Source organism: Saccharopolyspora hattusasensis (genome assembly GCF_050972075.1).
Taxonomy (GTDB): Bacteria; Actinomycetota; Actinomycetes; order Mycobacteriales; family Pseudonocardiaceae; genus Saccharopolyspora; species Saccharopolyspora hattusasensis.
Window position 1 is genome coordinate 125,460 of record NZ_JBPCDC010000001.1, and the last position, 19,312, is coordinate 144,771.

General features: G+C 68.3%; 14 protein-coding genes and 1 pseudogene. 10 read left to right on the plus strand and 5 right to left on the minus strand.

All coding sequences use genetic code 11. The features are described 5' to 3' along the window. Nucleotides 1-83: 83 nt before the first annotated feature. On the plus strand, nt 84-674 hold the full coding sequence (locus ACRXBZ_RS00670; RefSeq protein ID WP_433877279.1) for a DUF427 domain-containing protein: 591 nt from the start codon (nt 84-86) through the stop codon (nt 672-674). Nucleotides 675-755: 81 nt separating this feature from the next. Here ACRXBZ_RS00670 and ACRXBZ_RS00675 read toward each other — a convergent pair whose 3' ends face one another. Continuing rightward, a complete protein-coding gene (locus tag ACRXBZ_RS00675) occupies nt 756-2,822 on the minus strand; it encodes a 3-hydroxyacyl-CoA dehydrogenase NAD-binding domain-containing protein (RefSeq protein ID WP_433877280.1) in 2,067 nt (688 codons plus the stop codon). Nucleotides 2,823-3,202: 380 nt separating this feature from the next. On the opposite strand from ACRXBZ_RS00675, the gene ACRXBZ_RS00680 reads away from it, so the two are divergent. The 3 genes from ACRXBZ_RS00680 (at nt 3,203) to ACRXBZ_RS00690 (ending at nt 9,423) form a co-directional block, all read left to right on the plus strand. After that, nucleotides 3,203-4,024, plus strand: a complete 822-nt coding sequence (locus ACRXBZ_RS00680; RefSeq protein ID WP_433877281.1) for a bifunctional allantoicase/(S)-ureidoglycine aminohydrolase — start codon at nt 3,203-3,205, stop codon at nt 4,022-4,024. Nucleotides 4,025-4,172: 148 nt separating this feature from the next. Further along, the gene (locus ACRXBZ_RS00685) at nt 4,173-5,990 is read left to right on the plus strand and encodes a glycoside hydrolase family 15 protein (protein ID WP_433877282.1); all 1,818 of its coding nucleotides are present in this window, start codon (nt 4,173-4,175) and stop codon (nt 5,988-5,990) included. 58 nt (nt 5,991-6,048) lie between these two features. Next, nucleotides 6,049-9,423: a DEAD/DEAH box helicase gene (locus tag ACRXBZ_RS00690; protein WP_433877283.1), complete on the plus strand. Its 3,375-nt coding sequence runs from the start codon at nt 6,049-6,051 to the stop codon at nt 9,421-9,423. Nucleotides 9,424-9,472: 49 nt separating this feature from the next. Here the strand turns inward: ACRXBZ_RS00690 and ACRXBZ_RS00695 are convergent, their stop codons facing one another. Next, on the minus strand, nt 9,473-9,982 hold the full coding sequence (locus ACRXBZ_RS00695; RefSeq protein ID WP_433877284.1) for a DUF5996 family protein: 510 nt from the start codon (nt 9,980-9,982) through the stop codon (nt 9,473-9,475). Between the two features lie 156 nt (nt 9,983-10,138). Continuing rightward, entirely contained in the window at nt 10,139-10,345 is a 207-nt protein-coding gene (locus tag ACRXBZ_RS00700; protein ID WP_433877285.1) for a hypothetical protein, read from the minus strand. Between the two features lie 501 nt (nt 10,346-10,846). Here ACRXBZ_RS00700 and ACRXBZ_RS00705 point away from each other — a divergent pair. From ACRXBZ_RS00705 to ACRXBZ_RS00725, 5 genes and pseudogenes are all read left to right on the plus strand, one after another. Next, nucleotides 10,847-11,719, plus strand: coding sequence for a helix-turn-helix domain-containing protein (locus tag ACRXBZ_RS00705; protein WP_433877286.1), 873 nt, complete (start codon nt 10,847-10,849; stop codon nt 11,717-11,719). Continuing rightward, nucleotides 11,716-12,099, plus strand: coding sequence for a DUF397 domain-containing protein (locus ACRXBZ_RS00710; protein ID WP_433877287.1), 384 nt, complete (start codon nt 11,716-11,718; stop codon nt 12,097-12,099). The genes ACRXBZ_RS00705 and ACRXBZ_RS00710 overlap by 4 nt, the downstream gene beginning before the upstream one ends. A gap of 129 nt (nt 12,100-12,228) precedes the next feature. Continuing rightward, entirely contained in the window at nt 12,229-12,594 is a 366-nt protein-coding gene (locus ACRXBZ_RS00715; protein ID WP_190823786.1) for an RNA-binding S4 domain-containing protein, read from the plus strand. Between the two features lie 381 nt (nt 12,595-12,975). After that, on the plus strand, nt 12,976-14,223 hold the full coding sequence (gene lhgO, locus ACRXBZ_RS00720; RefSeq protein WP_433877288.1) for an L-2-hydroxyglutarate oxidase: 1,248 nt from the start codon (nt 12,976-12,978) through the stop codon (nt 14,221-14,223). Nucleotides 14,224-14,326: 103 nt separating this feature from the next. Beyond that, a pseudogene (locus ACRXBZ_RS00725) lies at nt 14,327-14,580 on the plus strand (SDR family oxidoreductase); the annotation flags it as partial. A gap of 30 nt (nt 14,581-14,610) precedes the next feature. On the opposite strand, the gene ACRXBZ_RS00730 reads toward ACRXBZ_RS00725, so the two are convergent. After that, nucleotides 14,611-17,271, minus strand: a complete 2,661-nt coding sequence (locus ACRXBZ_RS00730; RefSeq protein WP_433877289.1) for a sugar-binding protein — start codon at nt 17,269-17,271, stop codon at nt 14,611-14,613. 11 nt (nt 17,272-17,282) lie between these two features. On the opposite strand from ACRXBZ_RS00730, the gene ACRXBZ_RS00735 reads away from it, so the two are divergent. Next, nucleotides 17,283-17,537, plus strand: a complete 255-nt coding sequence (locus tag ACRXBZ_RS00735) for a hypothetical protein (RefSeq protein WP_433877290.1) — start codon at nt 17,283-17,285, stop codon at nt 17,535-17,537. Between the two features lie 17 nt (nt 17,538-17,554). Here ACRXBZ_RS00735 and ACRXBZ_RS00740 read toward each other — a convergent pair whose 3' ends face one another. Continuing rightward, nucleotides 17,555-19,270 carry an NB-ARC domain-containing protein gene (locus ACRXBZ_RS00740; RefSeq protein ID WP_433877291.1) on the minus strand — a complete coding sequence of 572 codons (1,716 nt, stop codon included), beginning with the start codon at nt 19,268-19,270 and terminating at the stop codon, nt 17,555-17,557. Nucleotides 19,271-19,312 lie beyond the last annotated feature (42 nt).

The following is a 19,312-nucleotide window of genomic DNA, read 5'->3' on the forward strand; positions in this document are numbered from 1 at the left end:
CAGAGCATGCCGCGTCCACTTCTCGGACGCTTGCCCGGCGTGCCACGCCTGAGCCCCCGACCCGCCCGTTCTGCGCGAACAGCTTGCCCAAGGCCAGGCGCGAGATCAAGCCTTCCGACCACCCCGGAAATGGGGCGTTCGCCCCACGCTGCGCCGCGTGCCCGGCCGACTTCGGACAGTGCGCCGCCGTCCGGTTTCCGGACTCCTCTGCGGCACCGGACCTGGTGCGGCTCGAATGGGGCGCGATGGACGAGTGGTTCGAGGAGGACGAGCCCGTGTACGTCCACCCCCGCGACCCGTACAAGCGGGTCGACGTCCTGGCCAGCTCGCGGCACGTCACCGTGCGGATCTGCGGCGTCGTCGTGGCCGACTCGCATCGCCCGCACGTCCTGTTCGAGACCGGGCTGCCGCCGCGTTCTTACCTCCCGCTGACCGACGTCCGGATGGACTTGCTGCGTCCGTCGAACCGGCGAACCCAATGCCCGTACAAGGGAACCGCGACGTACTGGAACGCGATGATCGACGGCACCGAACACGCCGACATCGCCTGGACCTACCGCACGCCGCTCCCGGAGAGCCAGAAGATCGCCGGTCTCGCCTGCTTCTACGACGAGCGGGTGGAGATCACCATCGACGGCGAACGCCAGGAGCAGCCGCGCACCCCGTTCCCCTGATCATCCATCGTGGAGGCGCTGCGCACCCGGATCAGCGAAATGCATCCACTGTGGCCGTTGCTGGGCGGGTCGGGGCTTACATCACTTGAAGGTTCCGGACTCGTCGGCCAGCCGGACCAGCAGCGGCGCCGGTTCCCAGGCTTCGTCGTGGAACTTGCGCAGCGCGGCCAGCACGTTGGCCGTGCCCACGGCGTTCGCGTAGTGCATCGGGCCGCCGCGGTGGCGGGGGAATCCGTAGCCCGCCAGGTACACCACATCGATGTCCGAGCCGCGCAGCGCGATTCCCTCGTCGACGATCCGCGCGCCCTCGTCGACCAGTGCGAAGACCAGGCGCTGCACGATCTCCTCCGCCTCGAAGCTCCGACGCTTGATGCCGTGCTTCTCGTGGAACGAGGCCAGCAGCTCGTCGACGACCGGGCTCGGGATCGCCTCGCGGCTTCCGGACTGGTAGTCATACCAACCCGCCCCGGTCTTCTGGCCGAAACGCCCCAACTCGCACAGGGCATCGGAGATCTCGTCGCGCGGCGCGTCGGGGTCCTCCGCATAGCGGCGCTTGCGGATCGCCCAGCTGATGTCGTTGCCTGCCAGGTCGCCCATCCGGAACGGGCCCATCGCGAAGCCGAAGCCCTCGATCGCGGAGTCGACCTCGGCCGGCGACGCCCCGGCGCGCAGCAGCTCCATCGCCGCGTCCCGGTACTTGGCCAGCATCCGGTTGCCGATGAAGCCGTCGCACACCCCGGACACCACTGTGGTCTTGCCGACCCGCTGGCCCACCGTCATCGCCGTGACCAGCACGTCGTCGGCGGTCTCGGCGCCGCGCACGACCTCCAGCAGCTTCATCACGTTGGCGGGGCTGAAGAAGTGCATGCCGACGACGTCCCGGGGCCGCCCCGTTACCGCGGCGATCGCGTCGATGTCGAGGGTCGAGGTGTTCGACGCCAGGACCGCGCCGGGCTTGGCCGCCGCGTCGAGTTTGGTGAACACCTCGCGCTTGACGTCCATGTCCTCGAAAACCGCCTCGATGATGAGGTCGCTGTCGGACACGTCGGCGTAGTCGAGGCTCGGCATCAGCAGCGCCATCCGGCGTTCGAGCACGTCGGCGGCCAGCTTCCCCTTGTTCACCTGGGCCTGGTAGTTCCGGCGGATGATGCCCAGCCCCCGGTCCAGCGCCTCCTGGCCGGTTTCCACGATCACGACCGGGATACCTGCGTCGAGGAAGTTCATCGCGATCCCGCCGCCCATCGTGCCCGCGCCGATGACGGACACCTTCTCGACGGCGCGGGCCTGCGTGTCGCGCGGGACGTCGGGGATCTTGCGGGCGGTCCGCTCCGCAAAGAAGGCGTGCCGCAGCGCGGCGGACTGCGGACCACCCATCAGCTCCAGGACCGTCCGGCGTTCCTCGGCCATCGCCTCGTCGAACGGCGCGGTCCCGGACAGCTCCACCAGTGCGAGCGCGGCCAGCGGCGCCTCGAACCCGCGGCTGCGACGGCGCAGCGGCTCGCGCATCGCGCTCACCTCCTCGACGCCGCCGACGCTGAGGTCCCGGACCTTCGGCAGCGGCCGCGCCGCGGCGATCTCGCGGGCGAACTGCGTCGCGGCCGCCACCACGTCGCCGTCCACGACCCAGTCCAGCAACCGCTGCCCTTCGACTCCCGCGAGCGCCTTGGCGGTGCGCGGCTTGCCGCTGGTGATCATCTCGGCCGCTACCGCGGGCCCCACGACGCGCGGCAGCCGCTGGGTGCCGCCGGCGCCGGGAACGAGCCCGAGCGTCACTTCCGGCAGCCCGAGTTTGCTGGCGGCGGTGGCGACCCGGTAGTGCGCGCCCAGCGCGAGCTCCAGCCCGCCGCCGAAGCACGTGCCGTCGATGGCCGCGACGACCGGTTTGCCGGCGGTCTCCAGCGCGGCGATGACGTCGCCGAGCGTCGGCTCGGCCGCGGACTTGGGCGTCCCGAACTCGGTGATGTCGGCACCCGCCGAGAAGAAGCCCGGACGGCCGGTCAGCACGACGGCTTCCACGCCGGCGGAGTCCAGGGCCCGGCGCAGATCCCGCACGATGCCCTCGCGCACGGCGTGCCCGAGCCCGTTGACCGGTGGGTTCTCGATTCGGATGATCGCGACGGGACCATCGAGGGCGTACTCGGTGGACATGCAGCAGACCCGCTTTCTGGTTGTGCGTTGTTCTCGGCTCATCGGCCCTGGAAGACGGCCGCGCGCCGTTCCACGAAGGACTGGACGCCCTCCCGGAAATCCTCGGTGGCGAACACACCTTCTCACGGATTCGGGGGAGTTCGGCGATCTCAACGCCCGGCTGCAGCGACTGCGCACGCCTGCCGCTGGCCAGCACCTTCGCGTGGCGGAAGGACACCCGTGAGCGTTTGTGGGTGCCATAGCACCCAAAAACACTCACGGATGTTCCCGAGCCGCTTCAGGGTCTTACGCTGTCCGCATCACACAACGCTCCGCCCGCGGCGCGCCCGGCAAGCACTGCACGGCAGCGTGTGAACGTCGATCAAGACAGGAGTTGCAACTTGAGCGAGCCGACGTACTACGCCCCCGAGGGCGGCCTGCCGTCGCAGACCACGCTGCTGACCGACCGGGCCGTCGTGAAGGAGGCGTACACCGTCATCCCTCGTGGCGTGCTTCGCGACATCGTCACCAGCAACCTGCCCGGGTGGGACAACACCCGCGCGTGGATTCTCGCCAAGCCGATTGCCGGGTTCGCCACCACGTTCGCGCAGTACATCGTCGAGGTCTCGCCCGGCGGTGGGAGCACCGAGCCGGAGCCGGAGAGCGGCGTCGAGTCGGTGCTGTTCCTGCTCACCGGCACGCTGAACGTCGTCATCGAGGGCGAGAAGCACGTCCTCACCGCGGGCGGGTACGCGTACCTCCCGGCGGGCGACAGCTGGTCGGTGGCCAACGAGTCCGACGCCGCGGCGGCCTTCCAGTGGGTCCGCAAGGCCTACGAGCCGGTGGCGGGCTACCCGACGCCGAAGGCGATCGCCGTGCAGGAGCAGGACATCGAGCCGACACCGATGCCCGACACCAACGGTGTGTGGGCCACCACCCGGTTCGTCGACCCGAACGACCTCTCGCACGACATGCACGTCAACATCGTGACGTTCGAGCCCGGCGCGGTGATTCCGTTCGCCGAGACGCACGTGATGGAGCACGGCCTCTACGTCCTCGAGGGCAAGGCGGTGTACCGCCTCAACGACGACTGGGTCGAGGTCGAAGCCGGTGACTTCATGTGGCTGCGAGCCTTCTGCCCGCAGGCCTGCTACGCGGGTGGTCCGGGCAAGTTCCGCTACCTGCTCTACAAGGACGTCAACCGGCAGATCAAGCTGACCTGACGCCCGTCGCAGGCACGGCGTAGCGGTGGCCCGGCGGATTCCGGGCCACGCTCGTTCACACTGGTGCATCGCCGGGGCGCATAGTAGAACGAGGGTGTCGGACCCGGCGCCGAGCAGGCGCACGGGGAACACCGCACGGGAGGCGCCCGTGACTCCGAGCCAACAACCTCCGGGATTCCTGCCGATCGCCGACCACGGGTTGATCGGCGACTTGCGCAGCGTGGCGCTGGTGGGCACCAACGGCACGATCGACTGGTACTGCTGCGGCCGCTTCGATGGTCCGAGCGTCTTCGCCGCCATCCTCGACGCCGACCGGGGCGGCTCGTTCGAACTCGCGGCCGACGTGCCCGCGCGGACCAAGCAGTTCTACTTCCCGGACACCAACGTGCTGATCACCCGGTTCTTCGCCGAGGACGGCGTCGGCGAGATCCAGGACTTCATGCCGATCGTGAACGACTCGCGCGAGGCAGGCCGGCACCGGCTGATCCGCCGGGTGGTGTGCGTGCGGGGGTCGCTGCCGTTTCGCGCCCGGGTGGCGCCTCGGCTCGACTACGCCACGCGTCCGCACACCCTGCGCATCGAGGGCTGCCACGCGATCTTCGAGTCGGAGTCGCTGTCCCTGGCACTGACCGCAAGCGTGCCGGTCGAGCCCGATGGAACGGACGTTTGGTCGGCGTTCAAGCTGCACGAGGGCGAGGTCGCGGTCTTCGCCCTCGACCAGGTCGGCGGCGACGTGATGCCCCGGACGTGCCCGCTTGCCGAGGCCGAACGCGAGTTCGCCGCCACGGTGCGGTTCTGGCGGCAGTGGCTGTCCGCGTCCCGCTACCGCGGTCGGTGGCGAGAGATGGTTCACCGATCTGCGCTGACGCTGAAACTGCTCACCTACGCGCCGACCGGCGCGATCGTGGCCGCGCCGACGACGAGCCTCCCGGAGAGCATCGGCGGCGCGCGGAACTGGGACTACCGCTTCGTGTGGATCCGCGACGCCGCGTTCTGCGTTTACGCCCTGCTGCGGCTGGGGTTCACCGCGGAGGCCGAGGCGTTCATGGGGTTCCTGTCCAAGCACGTCGACCTCCGCCACTGCGACTCATCGGGACCGTTGCAGATCATGTACGGCATCGACGGGCGCAGCGAACTGCCCGAACGCGAAATCCCCCACCTCAGCGGCTACCAGGGCTCCGCCCCCGTGCGCGTCGGCAACGCCGCCGTCCACCAGTTCCAGCTGGACATCTACGGGGCGCTGATCGACTCGATCTACCTCTACGACAAGTGGGGTGCGCCGATCTCCAGCGAGCGCTGGGACGAAGTGATCGGCGTGGTGGACTGGGTCTGCGCCAACTGGGACCGCCCCGACGAGGGCGTCTGGGAAACCCGCGGCGGACGCAAGAACTTCCTGTACTCGCGGCTGATGTGCTGGGTGGCGATCGAACGCGCCATGCGGCTGGCCAACCACCGGGGTCTGCCCGCCGACATCCCGCGGTGGCGGCAGGCCCGCGACACGATCTACCGGCAGATCATGAAGCGCGGCTGGTCGGACAAGCGGCACGCGTTCGTCCAGCACGAGGACGACGACGTGCTCGACGCCGCGGTGCTCATGATGCCGTTGACCAAGTTCGTCTCCCCGACGGACCCGAAGTGGCTGTCCACGCTCGACGCGCTGGGCGAGCACCTGGTGTCGGACTCGCTGGTCTACCGCTACGACCCGCAGGCCAGCCCGGACGGGCTGCCGGGCACCGAGGGCACGTTCTCGATCTGCTCGTTCTGGTACGTCGAGGCGCTGACCCGCGCCGGACGCCTCGAAGAAGCCCGGCTCGCCTTCGAGAAGATGCTCACCTACGCAAACCACCTCGGCCTCTACGCCGAGGAGATCGGCCACACCGGCGAACAACTGGGCAACTTCCCCCAGGCCTTCACCCACCTCGCCCTGATCAGCGCCGCCTTCAACCTCGACCGAGCCCTCGGCTGACGACCGACGCGATGCCACCGGCGCAGGCCCCCCTGGGGGCGAACGATAATGTGCCCGCATGCAGCTCGTGTCCTTGCAGGGTGTCGATCTCGACACCCTGCGCGCCGTTGTCGATGATCGCTCCTACACACGTGGTGTGCAGTACGCCGAGCAGCACGCGGTCGTGCGGATGCACTGGGACGATCCGGAAAACGCCCTCGCCGGCACCGTGCACGGCCGGACCGGCGATTTCTACCAGACGGTGGCATACTTCCGCGAGCTCGGCGGCGCGTCTCTCGGGTTCGCGAAAGGCAAGTGCGACTGTCCGGTTTCGTTCAACTGCAAGCACGTGGTCGCTCTTGTGCTGACCGCGACGCAGGAAAGAAAGAAGCGCCCGGCCCCGCCGCGTCCGGCGCGGCAGGCCCAGAAGAAGAAACAACCGACCACGCGTCGAGCACAGGCAGACGACTGGGAACGGGTCCTGGGCGCACTACTCGAACCCCAGCCGAACCAACCGACGTATGACGCTGAAGCGTTGCCGGTGGCGATCGAACTTTCCGTGCAGAAGACCCCGGCATTCGGCCGGGCGCCGGCTCCCGAACCCAGGTTGATGGCTCGGCTTGTGCGGCCGGGCAGGTCCGGCTGGGTCGCCGGAAACCTGAACTGGTCGAAAGTGAGCTCGCCGCATTACTACTACGGCGAGTACCTGGACTCGCACCTGCGGGTGTTGCAGGAGTTGTACGCCTTTTACCAGGCGAGCTCGCGCCACTCGGGCTACTACGGCGAGGTCAAGACCATCGACCTGTCCGAATTCGGCTCTCGCCAGTTGTGGCCGTTGCTCGACGAAGCCAAGGCGGTCGGGCTGCGGTTGGTGCACGCGCGCAAGGCGCTCGGCGATGTCGCGCGCTATGCCGGCGAGCTCTGTCTGGACGCCAGGGAGCACGACGGCACGCTGGCGGTCGCCCCCACGTTGCACATCGACGGCGAAAACACCGATGCTGTGCCGATCCTGTTCATCGGCCGCGAGGGGCATGGCGCGGTATGCGTAGACCGCGCACGGCTTCGAGGCGACGTCGATCTCGGCCAGGTCCAGCTTCGCCTCATCAAGCTCGCCAGAGGCGTGCCGCAACAGCTCCAGCAAATGGTGCGCAGCGGCCAGCGACTGGAAATCCCAACCGCCGAAAGCGCCCGGTTCAGCCAGCAATACTTCCCTCGGCTGCGCCACCTGGCACCGATCATCTCCGCCGACGAGTCGTTCACCCCACCAGCGATCTCGGATCCCACGCTCGTGCTGCATGCCGACTACGGCGCTAAGCACAATCTCGAACTCAGCTGGGAGTGGGCCTACGACATCGGCGAGGAGCAGCGACGCGCACCGCTGGCCGCGGACCAGACAGGTGCCGCGGGCTATCGCGACCTGGTCGCCGAGCGCGAAGTGCTCGCCGGGCTCAATGCTCCGCTGGACCAATTCGGTCTGCGGGGCTACGATCTCGAGCTCAGCCGCAGCGGTCACGCCGCGCTCGACGACACCGCGCTCAACGACACCGCGCTCGACGCCATCGACACCATGCGGTTCACCACCGAGCTGTTACCGCTGCTCGATGACCAGCCGGGCGTTGCCGTCGAGGTCAGCGGGGAGCCGGCCGACTACCGCGAGGTAAGCGACTCGCTGCAGATCGGCGTGGCTACCCACGACGTTTCCGGCGAAACAGACTGGTTCGACCTTGGTGTGAGCATCAGGATCGAGGGAAGGGAAGTGCCGTTCGCCCGGGTTTTCTCGGCTCTGGCGACGGACCAGACGCACCTGCTGCTCGATGACGGAGCATACTTCTCGCTGCAGAAGCCCGAGTTGCAGACGCTGTACAGGCTGATCGAGGAAGCGCGCACGCTGCACGATTCACCAGGCGAAACGCTGCGGATCAGCCGCTTCCAGGCTGGGCTGTGGGACGAGCTCGCCGCACTCGGTGTCGTCGACGGCCAGGCGACCGCCTGGCGCAAGCAGGTGCAGGGCCTGTTGGCCCTGGAGTCGCTGGATTCGCCCGATGTTCCCGCAACGCTCGCGGCCCAGCTGCGCTCGTACCAGCGGGACGGCTTCGATTGGCTGGCGTTTCTGTGGCGGCACCGCCTCGGCGGCATCCTCGCGGATGACATGGGGCTCGGCAAGACCGTGCAGTCGTTGGCGTTGATCTGCCACGCCAAGGACACCGAACCGGACGGCGCACCGTTCCTCATCGTCGCGCCGACGAGCGTGGTGTCGAACTGGGCTTCCGAAGCGGACCGATTCGCCCCTGGCCTGACGACCGTGCCGATCACCGAAACCCGGCAGCGCCGGGGGCAGGACCTCGACGCGGCCATCGAAGGCGCCGATGTGGTGATCACGTCATACGCGTTGTTCCGCATCGATTTCGACGAATACCACGAGCTGCCGTGGTCCGGGCTGATCCTGGACGAAGCCCAGTTTGTCAAGAACCACCAGTCGAAGATCTACCAATGCGCCCGGCGGCTGCCCACCGAGTTCAAACTCGCGGTCACCGGAACGCCGATGGAGAACAATCTGATGGAGCTGTGGTCGCTGTTGTCGATCACCTCGCCCGGACTGTTCCCGAATCCGACGAAATTCCGGTACTACTACGCGACTCCCATCGAGAAGCAGGCCGACACGGAACTGCTCGCTCAACTTCGGCGACGAGTAAGACCACTGGTCAAGCGCCGCACCAAGGAACAGGTCGTCGCCGATCTTCCGGAAAAGCAGGAGCAGGTCCTGAACGTCGACCTGCATCCTCGGCACCGCAAGCTCTACCAGACCCACCTGCAACGAGAGCGGCAAAAGGTGCTCGGTCTGATCGACGACATGAACAAGCACAGGTTCACCATTCTCCGTTCGCTGACGTTGTTGCGTCAGCTCAGCCTGCACGCCGGGCTCGTTGGCGACGAGCACCGGGACATGCCGTCCGCCAAGCTCGACACGCTGATCGATCAACTCCGGGACGTGGCCGCCGGTGGACACCGTGCACTGGTGTTCAGCCAGTTCACCGGATTTTTGGATACGGTGCGCGCACGGCTGGCGACCGAAGGTCTGGACTACTGCTACCTCGACGGCAAGACCCGGGCCAGGGCATCAGTACTCAAGCGCTTCAAGGAAGGATCGGCCCCGGTTTTCGTCATCAGCCTGAAGGCCGGCGGGTTCGGGCTGAACCTGACCGAGGCTGACTACTGCTTCCTGCTCGACCCGTGGTGGAATCCCGCGACCGAGGCGCAGGCGGTGGACCGGACCCACCGCATCGGGCAGACACGGAACGTCATGGTGTACCGGCTGATCGCCAGGGACACCATCGAAGAGAAGGTGATGGCGCTCAAGGCCCGCAAGAGCGAACTTTTCGCCGGCGTTATGGACGAGGGCAATCTGTTCGGTGCTGGCCTGAACGCAGAAGACATCCGCGAACTGCTCACCTAGAGCCGAAGAGTCGCCCGGTAATCGACGCCCCACGCGCACCACGCCTCGATTACCGGGTGGTTTCCAGCTGGCCGCGGTCCCAGCCACCGCGTTCGGCGGCGGCTTCGTAGGTGGTCTGCAGGAACTCGAGCAGGGTTGCATCCGGGTCCGCCGCGGTTCGCACGGTTTCGTAGGGCAGCAGGAATTCGCCGAACTCGGGGTTGTAGGAGGCGTCGTCCGGGCGGACCGGGTGCTGGGCATACCCGGCGGGTTCGGGGTACGCGTAAGAGTAGAAGGTGCCCTCACCGGGTCCGCCCGGCCAGAAGCCGCAGCTGCTGAGCTCGTGGGAATAACCCTCGACCATCACCCAGTCCGCGCAGTTGGGGGCGCCGCCGGGATGTTCCGGTGCGGTGCGGCCGGAGAACCGGGTGACCGCCAGGTCCATCGCGCCCCAGAAGAAGTGGACCGGGCTGACCTTCCCCACGACCTGGGTCCACATGTGCAGCGTGTCGCGAGTATCGGCCCAATCCTGCACGCGCAGCGACGGCCAATCCCCGACCGAATCTCGAACACCCGTCATAGCCGCCCCCGGCACGCGTGACCTGACGGCCCCAGTGTGCATTCCCCACCCCCCGCCGCGCTGCGGAGCGCTCTTTCAAACGTGCATGCGTTTCCTCACGAAATCGCGCCCGACCAGTGTGAGAACGCCACGGCCTGGCAGGGCGCGACCCCACGACTAGCGCTGTGCAGCGAGCCACCCGAACCGATGGAGCGCGCGGGCAAACCGCTCCGTTTCGGCAGCCAGGAATCCAAGGCTTGCCGTATCGACATCACCGAGGGAGATCTGCTCCGCTTCGCAGGCGAGGTCGCCCTGGAGCAAGCGCATGGCGGACACCATTTGTCCAGGAGTGTCGATCCGCGCCGGGATGCCGTCCGCCGCCAAAGCGTCGGATTCTCCTTGCCCACCAGCGCTTCCGAATGCGGCGGACACGATGCAGTCCGTGCACTCCCGGACAGCTCGGGGCAGACCGAGCGTCAAACCAGCCGGCTGCGAACATTCCTCGACTTCGTCGAACTCGAGGACCTGTCGGCACCACGTGACGATGAGCGAATCCCTCGTGCGGCAAAGGATGTGGGTGAACCGACACCACTCCGGGACAACGCCCCGACGGTACTGGAAGTACCGGACCTCGCCCCTCTCCGATATCCCGCAGGCCCGTGACATGGCGCGTGACTCCTGCATTTGCCCCTCCTCGAGTGAAGTGGATCTAAACACTGACTACGTTGAAGAAACCTCACTAGATCTCAATATCATCGTGAGTACACTCAAGTTATCGCAAGAACACTCAGAGCGGCATCGATCGATCGGGTACCCGCTGACCGGTTGGGATACTGAGATCGACAATCTGTCGACCGCTCCGAGAACACAGGGAGAGCTACATCGATGGGACAAGCACCTGCGTCGAGCACCGTTCGGGCTCTTGAGCTGGGAATGCGCCTGCGCGAACGCCGCGAACAGCTTGGGCTCACGGCCGCAGCAGTGGGCAAGCAGACCGGCATCGGCGGCAACAACATGTCGTCGATCGAGATCGCGAAGCGCAAGCTCACCGCGACCAAGCTCGACGAACTCGCGCGCGTCTACGAGCTCTCCGCCGACGAGCACGCCGAACTCGAAGAGCTGCGCGCACAAGCCGGGCAGCGCGGCTGGTGGGACGACTACGCGCGCATGTACTCGGAAGACTTCCTGCGCTTCCTCGGTCTTGCGGCGGGTGCGGCAACAGCACGCGAGTACGCGGCCGAGACGATTCCAGGCCTCCTTCAGACCAGCGACTACGCCCGCGCCATGATCCGAGGCGGATCGCCCTACATCAAACCCGTCGATGTCGGGCCACGCGTCGAATCCCGGCTCGCCCGCCAGGTTCGCCTCGAAGAACCGGATCCGCTCGTGTTCACCGTCGTCATTGGACAAACTGCCCTGAGGCAAGAAGTCGGCAGCCGCGAAATCATGGCCAACCAGCTCGCACGACTGGCCAAGCTCAGCGAAGAACGCCGTGACCACCTGAAGATCCACGTTATGCCCTACACCGCTGGTGCACACCCGGTCATCGGAGGCGGACTTGTGATCTTGTCGTTCGATTCTCGCTGGTTGCCCGACATGGTCTGGCAGGAGTCGGTGACCACGGGATCTTTGATCGACAAGCCGCACGTGGTGCGCGAACTCAGCGCCAGCTTCGACGAAGCGGTGGACCGCTCCCTGGATCTCGATGCTTCGCTTGAGATGATCAATCAGGTCCGCAAGGAGATGGAGACGTCATGAACACCGTTGCCTCGTCCCAGAAGCCAACAACAAGCTGGTTCAAGAGTTCATTCAGCAACCCTTCGCAGAACTGCGTCGAGATCCGTTTCGCAGACGGCCTGGTGCACGTTCGGGATTCCAAGGACCGCGGCGAAGGTCCTGTCATCAGCGCGCCCGGCAACGCTTGGTCGACGCTGCTCGCCGAGGTCGCCGGGCGACTTCCCGTCGGCACCAGCGGCACCATCCGCATCGTGCACCGCACCGACGGCGGGGCCGATCTCCAGTCGCTCCCCGCGCGCTCGTTAACGCTGTCCTACACGGCCGCCGAGTGGGATGCCTTCGTAGCTGGGGTGCGCGCCGGCGAGTTCGACCTTCCGCACTCCGCGCAGCCAGCGGCCTGATCCGCACGGGGCTGTGAGTCTCGTGGCCACCCAAAGACTCACAACCCCGGTGCCGTGTCAAGGAGTCACCTGAAGGCCGCCGGCCGCACCCGCTTCGGGCCTTGGCTGGTCGTGCAATCATGTAGTGCTGTGGAGTCCACCCGTGTTGATCGCTGGCTTTGGGCCGTCCGGCTGACCAAGACCCGTCCGGACGCCGCCGCGGCCTGTCGCGGCGGGCACGTGCGCGTCAACGACCGCCCCGCCAAGCCCGCGACCACCGTGTGCCCCGGTGACGAAATCCGAGCGCGCGTCGGTGACCGGACCCGGATTGTCGAGGTGGTGCGGGTGATCCAGCGGCGCGTCGGCGCGGCCGATGCCTCCACCTGCTACATCGACCGGACGCCGGCCCCGCCGCCGGAGGTCTCGATGCCGGTGGCCCGCCGCGAGCGGGGCGCCGGACGGCCCACGAAGCGCGACCGCCGGATGATCGAAAAGTTCCGCGACGGGGGGATCTGACCGGCGGGCGCGCTCCTGATTCATCGCTGCCCGGTCCGGGAAGAAGCGGGTCACCCCTGCCGTTTCGATCAGGCCCACCATCATGTAACGGACGATCCATGGCGCCGTGAGGACCACGACCGAGGCCCGCAGCTCGTCGTAGCGGAAACCGCCGACCGCGCGCGGGATCGCTCACCCGGTGCCCTGGCCGGTGACCAGCCACTCCGCGATCAAGCTCCATCAAGGCACCAGCCACGCGCGGTTGGCGGCAGTGTCGTCGTCGGTGAACAGGTACTCCCATCACCGACGGTGGCTTGCCGACCATCGAGTTGATGTCGAAGACTCCTATCCGCAGCGACTGTATACATTCGCAGCGGTTCAATGCGAGAGGAAGGTTCCCGGATGTCCGGTGAGGTCGACGTCGCGATCATCGGCGGTGGATTGCTCGGGCTGGCAACGGCGAGGGCGGTGCTGCGCGCACACCCGGACGCCGCCGTGGCTGTCCTGGAGAAGGAATCGCGGTGGGGCGCGCACCAGTCCGGGCACAACAGCAACGTGATTCACAGTGGCCTCTACTACGCCCCGGGCAGCCTCAAAGCGCGGCTGGCCCGCGCCGGCGGGGAGGCGATCATCCGCTACTGCGACGAGCACGGCGTTCCGGTCAAGCGCACGGGCAAGATCGTGGTCGCCACGACCGAGGACCAACTGCCGCGGCTCGACGCGCTCGCAGTCCGAGGCCGGCAGAACGGGGTCACGGTGCAGCGGTTGAACCGCGCCGATATCGCCGAGCGGGAACCGCACGTCGCCGGGGTCGGCGCGTTGGCAGTCGCCGGCACCGCGATGACCGACTTCGGCCAGGTATGCCACGCCTTCGCCGCCGAGCTCGCCGCACTCGGCGCCGACCTGCGCACGAACTCGCCGGCGCGGTCGTTCACCGTCGGCCGCGACCGGACAGTCGTCCACACGCCCACCGGCGAGGTCCAGGCGCGGATCATCGTCAACTGCGCCGGCTTGCACAGCGACAAGATCGCCGAAGCCGCCGGACACCTGCCGCCGGTGCGGATCATGCCCTTCCGCGGCGAATACGCCGAGATCCGCCCGGCTCGCCGCGGGCTGATCAACAATCCTGTCTACCCGGTTCCCGACCCGGAGTTCCCCTTCCTCGGCGTGCACGTGACGCCGATGCTCGACGGCACCGTGCACGTGGGTCCCAACGCCGTGCCCGCCCTGGCGCGCCAGGGATACCGGTGGCGCGACGTCGACCCGCGCATGCTGGGCGAACTGCTGCGCGACCCCGCCCTGCGCGGGCTCGCGCGACGCTATTGGCGTTACGGTCTCGCGGAAATCAGCCGATCGCTGATCTGGCCGCTGTTCGTCCGCGAAGTCCGCCGGATGCTGCCGGAGATCAACGGCGAAGACCTGCGCCGGCACGGCAGCGGCGTGCGGGCGCAGGCCGTCAAGGCCACCGGCGAGCTGGTCGACGACTTCGTCATCAGCCATACCCCGCGCGCGATCCACGTGCTCAACGCCCCGTCGCCGGCGGCGACTTCCAGCCTGCTCATCGGCAGCCACATCGCCGCCGAGGCCTTCGACCAGCTCGGGCTCGCCGACATCGCCCGGAGTGTGCGCGAGTCCCGGACCGGCATCTGACCCGGAAACCCGTCGCGGCGCAACCACGTTCCGCGACGGTCGTTCCCGTCCACCATGCGCGTCAGCGGGTTGGTCGGAGAGCCAACTCCAACTGCAAACTCCGCTCGCGCCAGGACCGTTCGAGACCCCGCTGGCGAGCAGATCAAGTGCGATCAGGGCTGGTACGCCGCGGACGCGGACAAGACCGCGTTGAAGGGCTGGGCGAACGCCGACGAGATCCCCGGTGCCGTGGTGTACCTCGCCTCGGACGCCGCCTCGTACGTGACGGGCAGCCTCCAGCTGGTATCGGCGCCCGCCGACATCCGGAACGCGAGGTCTGCCTGGGTTCCCCACACCGCGGCCTGCACCACGGCTTGAAACGCCGCGCCTGAAGAGGGTTCTGGCTGTTCACGGCACATCGGTTGCGGAGGCTGTGGTGGCTCCGCCGGGGGTGGTGAAGCCGGCCAGGACCCTCGCCGGGGTGCCGTTGGCGGCCTTGATCGAGACGTTTCGTTCGCCTTGGTCGTTCACGTCGAGCTGCTGGTCCGCCAGGACTGCTCCGTTGGCGTCCAGCGCGAACAAGTGGACCCGGCCCGGGGCGTTCACGTCGAGGCGGGGGTGAACCTCACCATGCCCGGCTTGCGCACCGGTGAGCCGGGTTCCCGCGTCGCCCGCCGGCGGCGCGCCCCCCAGCGAGGTGTTCAGCCGTACCGCCTGGTCTATCGACCACGGAGAGTCCACAGAGGACAGAGCGTCCGGCGGGAGCACCGGGGCAGGTGGCGGGGCCGGCTGGTCGGCCGGCCGGCCCTGGAGGATCGCCCAGCCCCAGCGGTACGGGTCGCCTTGCACGCCTCCCCAGGTGGACCAGCCGATCCGGGACTGACCGGTGAGGTCCTGGGTGTCCGAGTCGTACACCAGGACGTTCAGGCCCAGCTTCCGGGGATCGACCGAACCAGGCAGCACCCGCAGCGGGATGGCCAGCTCGACCGCGTACCCGCCCTCGCGCAGCTTGGACGCGAGCTTGACGCCGGGCGCGGTCTCCTCGCCCGGGCCCTGGTGGTTGTCGGCGTCCCTGGCGTAGCAGGGTGCCCCGGATCCACTGGTGGTCGGCAGCACCGCCACCTTGAACGTGCTCGACGTGTTCTCCGAACCCGCCTTCGGGTCGATGGTGATCTCGACGGCGTCGGTGCGCCAATGCCGCTTGCAGTCCTCGGCCGTCAGGAGCGCGCCCTGCTGCTCGTCCACTACATCGACCAACGCGTACAACGTCTCACCGCGCCAGGAAAACTTCGCGGTAGCGGCACAATCCGGCGCCGCGCACTCCTCCCCTTCCCACAGCGCGGATACGTCGAGCGGTGTGCCCGGGTACTCCCCTGGTCCCGCTTCGCCGTCCACCACCGGCTCGGTGCCGGCTTGCGGAATCGTCGTGGCCGGTACCAGTTCCAGGGCTGCGGCGCTCTCGCCCGTCGCGCCGTCATCGGTGCGGGTGATCAGGGTGTAGGTGTGATCGCCGCCCTGCATTCCGGTGGGCATTTCCGGGTCCGTGCTGTGCACCCCGAAGGTGAGCATCGCGGTTTCCCCGGGAGCGATTGCCTGGAACGGCTGCTCGGCGTTCGGCACCTCGAACCCCTGAGGCGGCACGAACCGAACCGTGCCGGAACGGGGTTGCGCGCTGTAATTATGCACGACCACTCGCACATCGCGTTCGCCGAGGGCCGGGACCGTCTGGACCGGTGCGACCTCGTTCTGCAGCAGCGGAAGCTGCGCTTCGGTGGTCCACCGCTGAAACTCCGCGACGCCCGGCAGCGGCGCCTGCTCGGCCACGACCGGCGGGACGACGTCGAATCGCAGCTCGCTTTCCCCGCGGCCCTGCGGGGATTCGATGCGCACCGGCACCTGAACACGCTCGGATCGGTGCTGGCCAGCAACCGCCACCGCTAGGTCGACTCGTTCGGTCGCCCCCGGTTCCAGCGGCCCGAACGCGCCGTCGCCCTGGACTTCCCATCCTGGCGGCAGATCCAGCGCGACCCGACCCGCCTGCAACGCCGTGTTCGCCGGGGCGGTCACCTCGACGTGAACCGGCGTGCTCCCACCGGCGGTGATCCGCGAGCGCTCTGCGGTCGCGGTCAGCCCGGTTCCGGCCGGCAAGCCGCCGGGAATCGGCAGCAGTGCCCCGAGCAACGGCGCATTCGCGCCTTGCGCCGCTGGCACGTGCGGCGCGCGGTTGGCCATCTCGGTGAGGTGATCGCATCCGATCTGCGCGGGATCGCCCGGGATGTCCGGCCGGGTGGCCCACCCCTGGCTCTGGTACACGCGTTCGGCTACGCGTTCCCGCTGCTCCCAGTTGGTGTCCCCGCCGACCCCGTACACGTAGTACTCGGGTCCCGGCGAATCCGCCGGGGTGGTGCGCTTCTCGCAGTCCGGGCCGCGGACTTCCTCCTCCGCCCCGGCCGCGTTGGACAGCAGCCGGCGCACGGACCACGGCGAGAGTCCTTCGTCGCTGATCTGCTCCGGGAACGCCGCGGGATCGGCGGCCTGGCGGTAAGCCTCGAGCGCGAGCCGCGCCGCGTACTGGTGGTTGCCGTGGTTGCCCGGCGCGGGCGCGGGGTCCATGGTCACCACGACCTCGGGCCGGGTTTGCCGCACGACGCGGACGAGCTTCGCCAGCACCTCGTCGTGGTGCCAGGCCTGCTCGGTCAGCGGCGCGCTCACCGTGTAGTAGAGGTCGGGCTTGTCCAAGTTGTACACGTCCGAGATGCCGAGACCTCCGACAGCACGGCGTTCCTCGCCTTCGCGCAGCAGGCCCAACGCCGGTCCTTCCTCCGGCCCGGCCGCGTTGCCACCCCCTTCGCCGCGGGTGATGGTCACGACACCGGTTCGCACCTGGTGGTCGTGCTGCCAGCGACCGAAGGTCGACAGCAGCGAAGCCTCGTCGTCCGGGTGCGCCCCGACGAAGAGAACTTCCAGGTCTTGCGGCGAATCCGGCTGCGCGGAAGCCGTCGGGGCCAGAATCCCCGCACCCAGCGCCGCCGCCAGCGCGACAACCGAACCTGCACGAACCGATGGCACCGATCCACTCCTTGGAAGAGACGATCACGCGGCGCCGAGAATGGCACGGCCCCGATCTCCGCGCACCCACGAACAGCTACCGCAGACGACATCTCACACTTCAGGACGACCGCGGTGCGGGAGCAGTAGGAGCGAAGATCGATCAAACTCGCTTCGACGCGGCACGCGCGCTCGCGCGAATCAACCGCAGCACCGAGGTATCGCGGCGGGTCGGTCGCGCAACCAGGGAAAAGGCAACCCAAGCCACCGAACGGCTGGATCGCTGAGCGCAGGCTGGTCCAGGTCAGGCCTGTGCGGCGGCGCGCCGGAGCAGCACCCATGTCGACGCAAGCAGCGCTGCCGCCGCGACGGCTTGCGCAACCGCGAAGGTGCCCCAGGAACCCTGATATGCGCCGTCTGACCAGAATGCGTTGCCGAGGTAGGTGAATCGGGGGCCGAGGAGCAGAGAGCCGAGCAGGAGCAGCAGTTCCGGGCCGAGGTAGGCGGCGACGGTCGCGGCGACGAAGGCCCGCTGGGATTCGTCGCCGGGCTCCGTGAGCGCGGTGGCCGCGCACAGCCCGCCGATCGCGACCACCGGCAGCAATGCCGCCAGCGCTCCCACCCCGGCCAGCACGGTCATGCTGCCGTATTCGTGCGGGATCCCGGCGAACAGCAGGATGAACTGCGCGGCGGCTGCGCCCACCACGACGTAAGCGAGCGGGCGCTGGGTCGGCGGCACGATGCGGGCGCGCCGGGGCAGCACGTCGAACGGGGCCAGCCGCATGACCAGCATGACGGTGAGGGCGATCACAGCGAAGAACTCCAGCCAGACCCACACATCGGCCTCGGCGTGGATCGAGGCGAGCGCGTCCACGAGGCAGTAGACCGCGTTCGCGACGACCAGCCCGCTACCGACCGCGCCCCGTCCGCCGGGGCGCTCCATCAGCACCAACCCGGCGAACAACAGGGCGAACCGGGTCAAGAGGTAGCCGAGCCCCAGGAAGCTCGAAGCGGCGATCATCGGGGTGGAGACGAACAACGTGGTCGCCGCGACCGCCGCGGCTGCCGCGAAAAGCACCTTCGGGCTGCGGAGCCACACCGGAGTCCGCACGCGGCTGCGCCAGTCCCCATCGACCGGCGGTGGCGCCGTTCGCGCGCGGGCCCAGTCGAGCACCGCCGCCATCCTCGCCGACAGGTTGCCGACGCCCGGCGGGCTGACCGCGTTGCGCAACTCCGTTGCCAACGCGGAAAACGGCACGCTCGCCGCGCTGGCCGCCACGACACTCAGCGCTTGTGGCAGCCGCCCGCAAAGTTCGATCAGCTCGTCGGCGGCCTGCGGCTCGGCCGCCAGCCGGTCCTCCCCCAACCGGCGTACCAGGAGCTCGCGCGCCTCGCCCGCGCTGAGCACGTCCAGCATCAGTGAGCGGGCGCCCTCGGCGATCAGGCCGGTCAGCGGGTTTCGGCTGGTCAGCACGATGAAGGAGTTGGAACCACCGGGCAGCAGCGGGCGCACCTGCTCGGCGTCGCGGACGTCGTCCAGCACCACCAGAACCCGCTTGTCGGCCAGCAACGTGCGGTACCGGGCCGCCTGAGCAGCAACGTCCGACGGAATCCTGTCTTCTCCCAAGGCTTCCAGGAAACTCCGGAGCACATCGCCGGGTCGCGCCGGCCAGCCGGAAGGGTCAGAACCCCGCAGGTCCGCGTACAACTGCCCGCCGGGGAACCGGTCCGCCACCTGATTCGCCCAGTGCACTGCCAGGGCCGTCTTGCCGATGCCCGTGGTGCCCTCGACCGCCGAGATCACCACCGCCCGGGCGGAATCCGCCAGCACGGCGTGCAACGCGGCCAGTTCGTCCGCCTGCCCTGCGAACGGGGCAACGGCCTGCGGCAGCTGCCGCGGCACCACCGGCTCCTGGTGCTGGCCGCCGAAATGAACACCGCCGTAGACGGCACCCACCTGCGCAACCGGCCCGTTGACCGTGCCGCTCTGCTCGTTGTTCGTCTCGCCCTCATCGCCCACGAGCCACCCACCCCCATGCCATCTGGCCCAATGCGACGTTAC

What these genes read in the sequence shown, in the direction of transcription:
- ACRXBZ_RS00675 (WP_433877280.1), bottom strand. Translation starts at nt 2,822, where the DNA reads ATGTCCACCGAGTACGCCCTCGATGGTCCCGTCGCGATCATCCGAATC.
- ACRXBZ_RS00690 (WP_433877283.1), top strand. Translation starts at nt 6,049, where the DNA reads ATGCAGCTCGTGTCCTTGCAGGGTGTCGATCTCGACACCCTGCGCGCC.
- ACRXBZ_RS00695 (WP_433877284.1), bottom strand. Translation starts at nt 9,982, where the DNA reads ATGACGGGTGTTCGAGATTCGGTCGGGGATTGGCCGTCGCTGCGCGTG.
- ACRXBZ_RS00705 (WP_433877286.1), top strand. Translation starts at nt 10,847, where the DNA reads ATGGGACAAGCACCTGCGTCGAGCACCGTTCGGGCTCTTGAGCTGGGA.
- ACRXBZ_RS00710 (WP_433877287.1), top strand. Translation starts at nt 11,716, where the DNA reads ATGAACACCGTTGCCTCGTCCCAGAAGCCAACAACAAGCTGGTTCAAG.
- lhgO (WP_433877288.1), top strand. Translation starts at nt 12,976, where the DNA reads ATGTCCGGTGAGGTCGACGTCGCGATCATCGGCGGTGGATTGCTCGGG.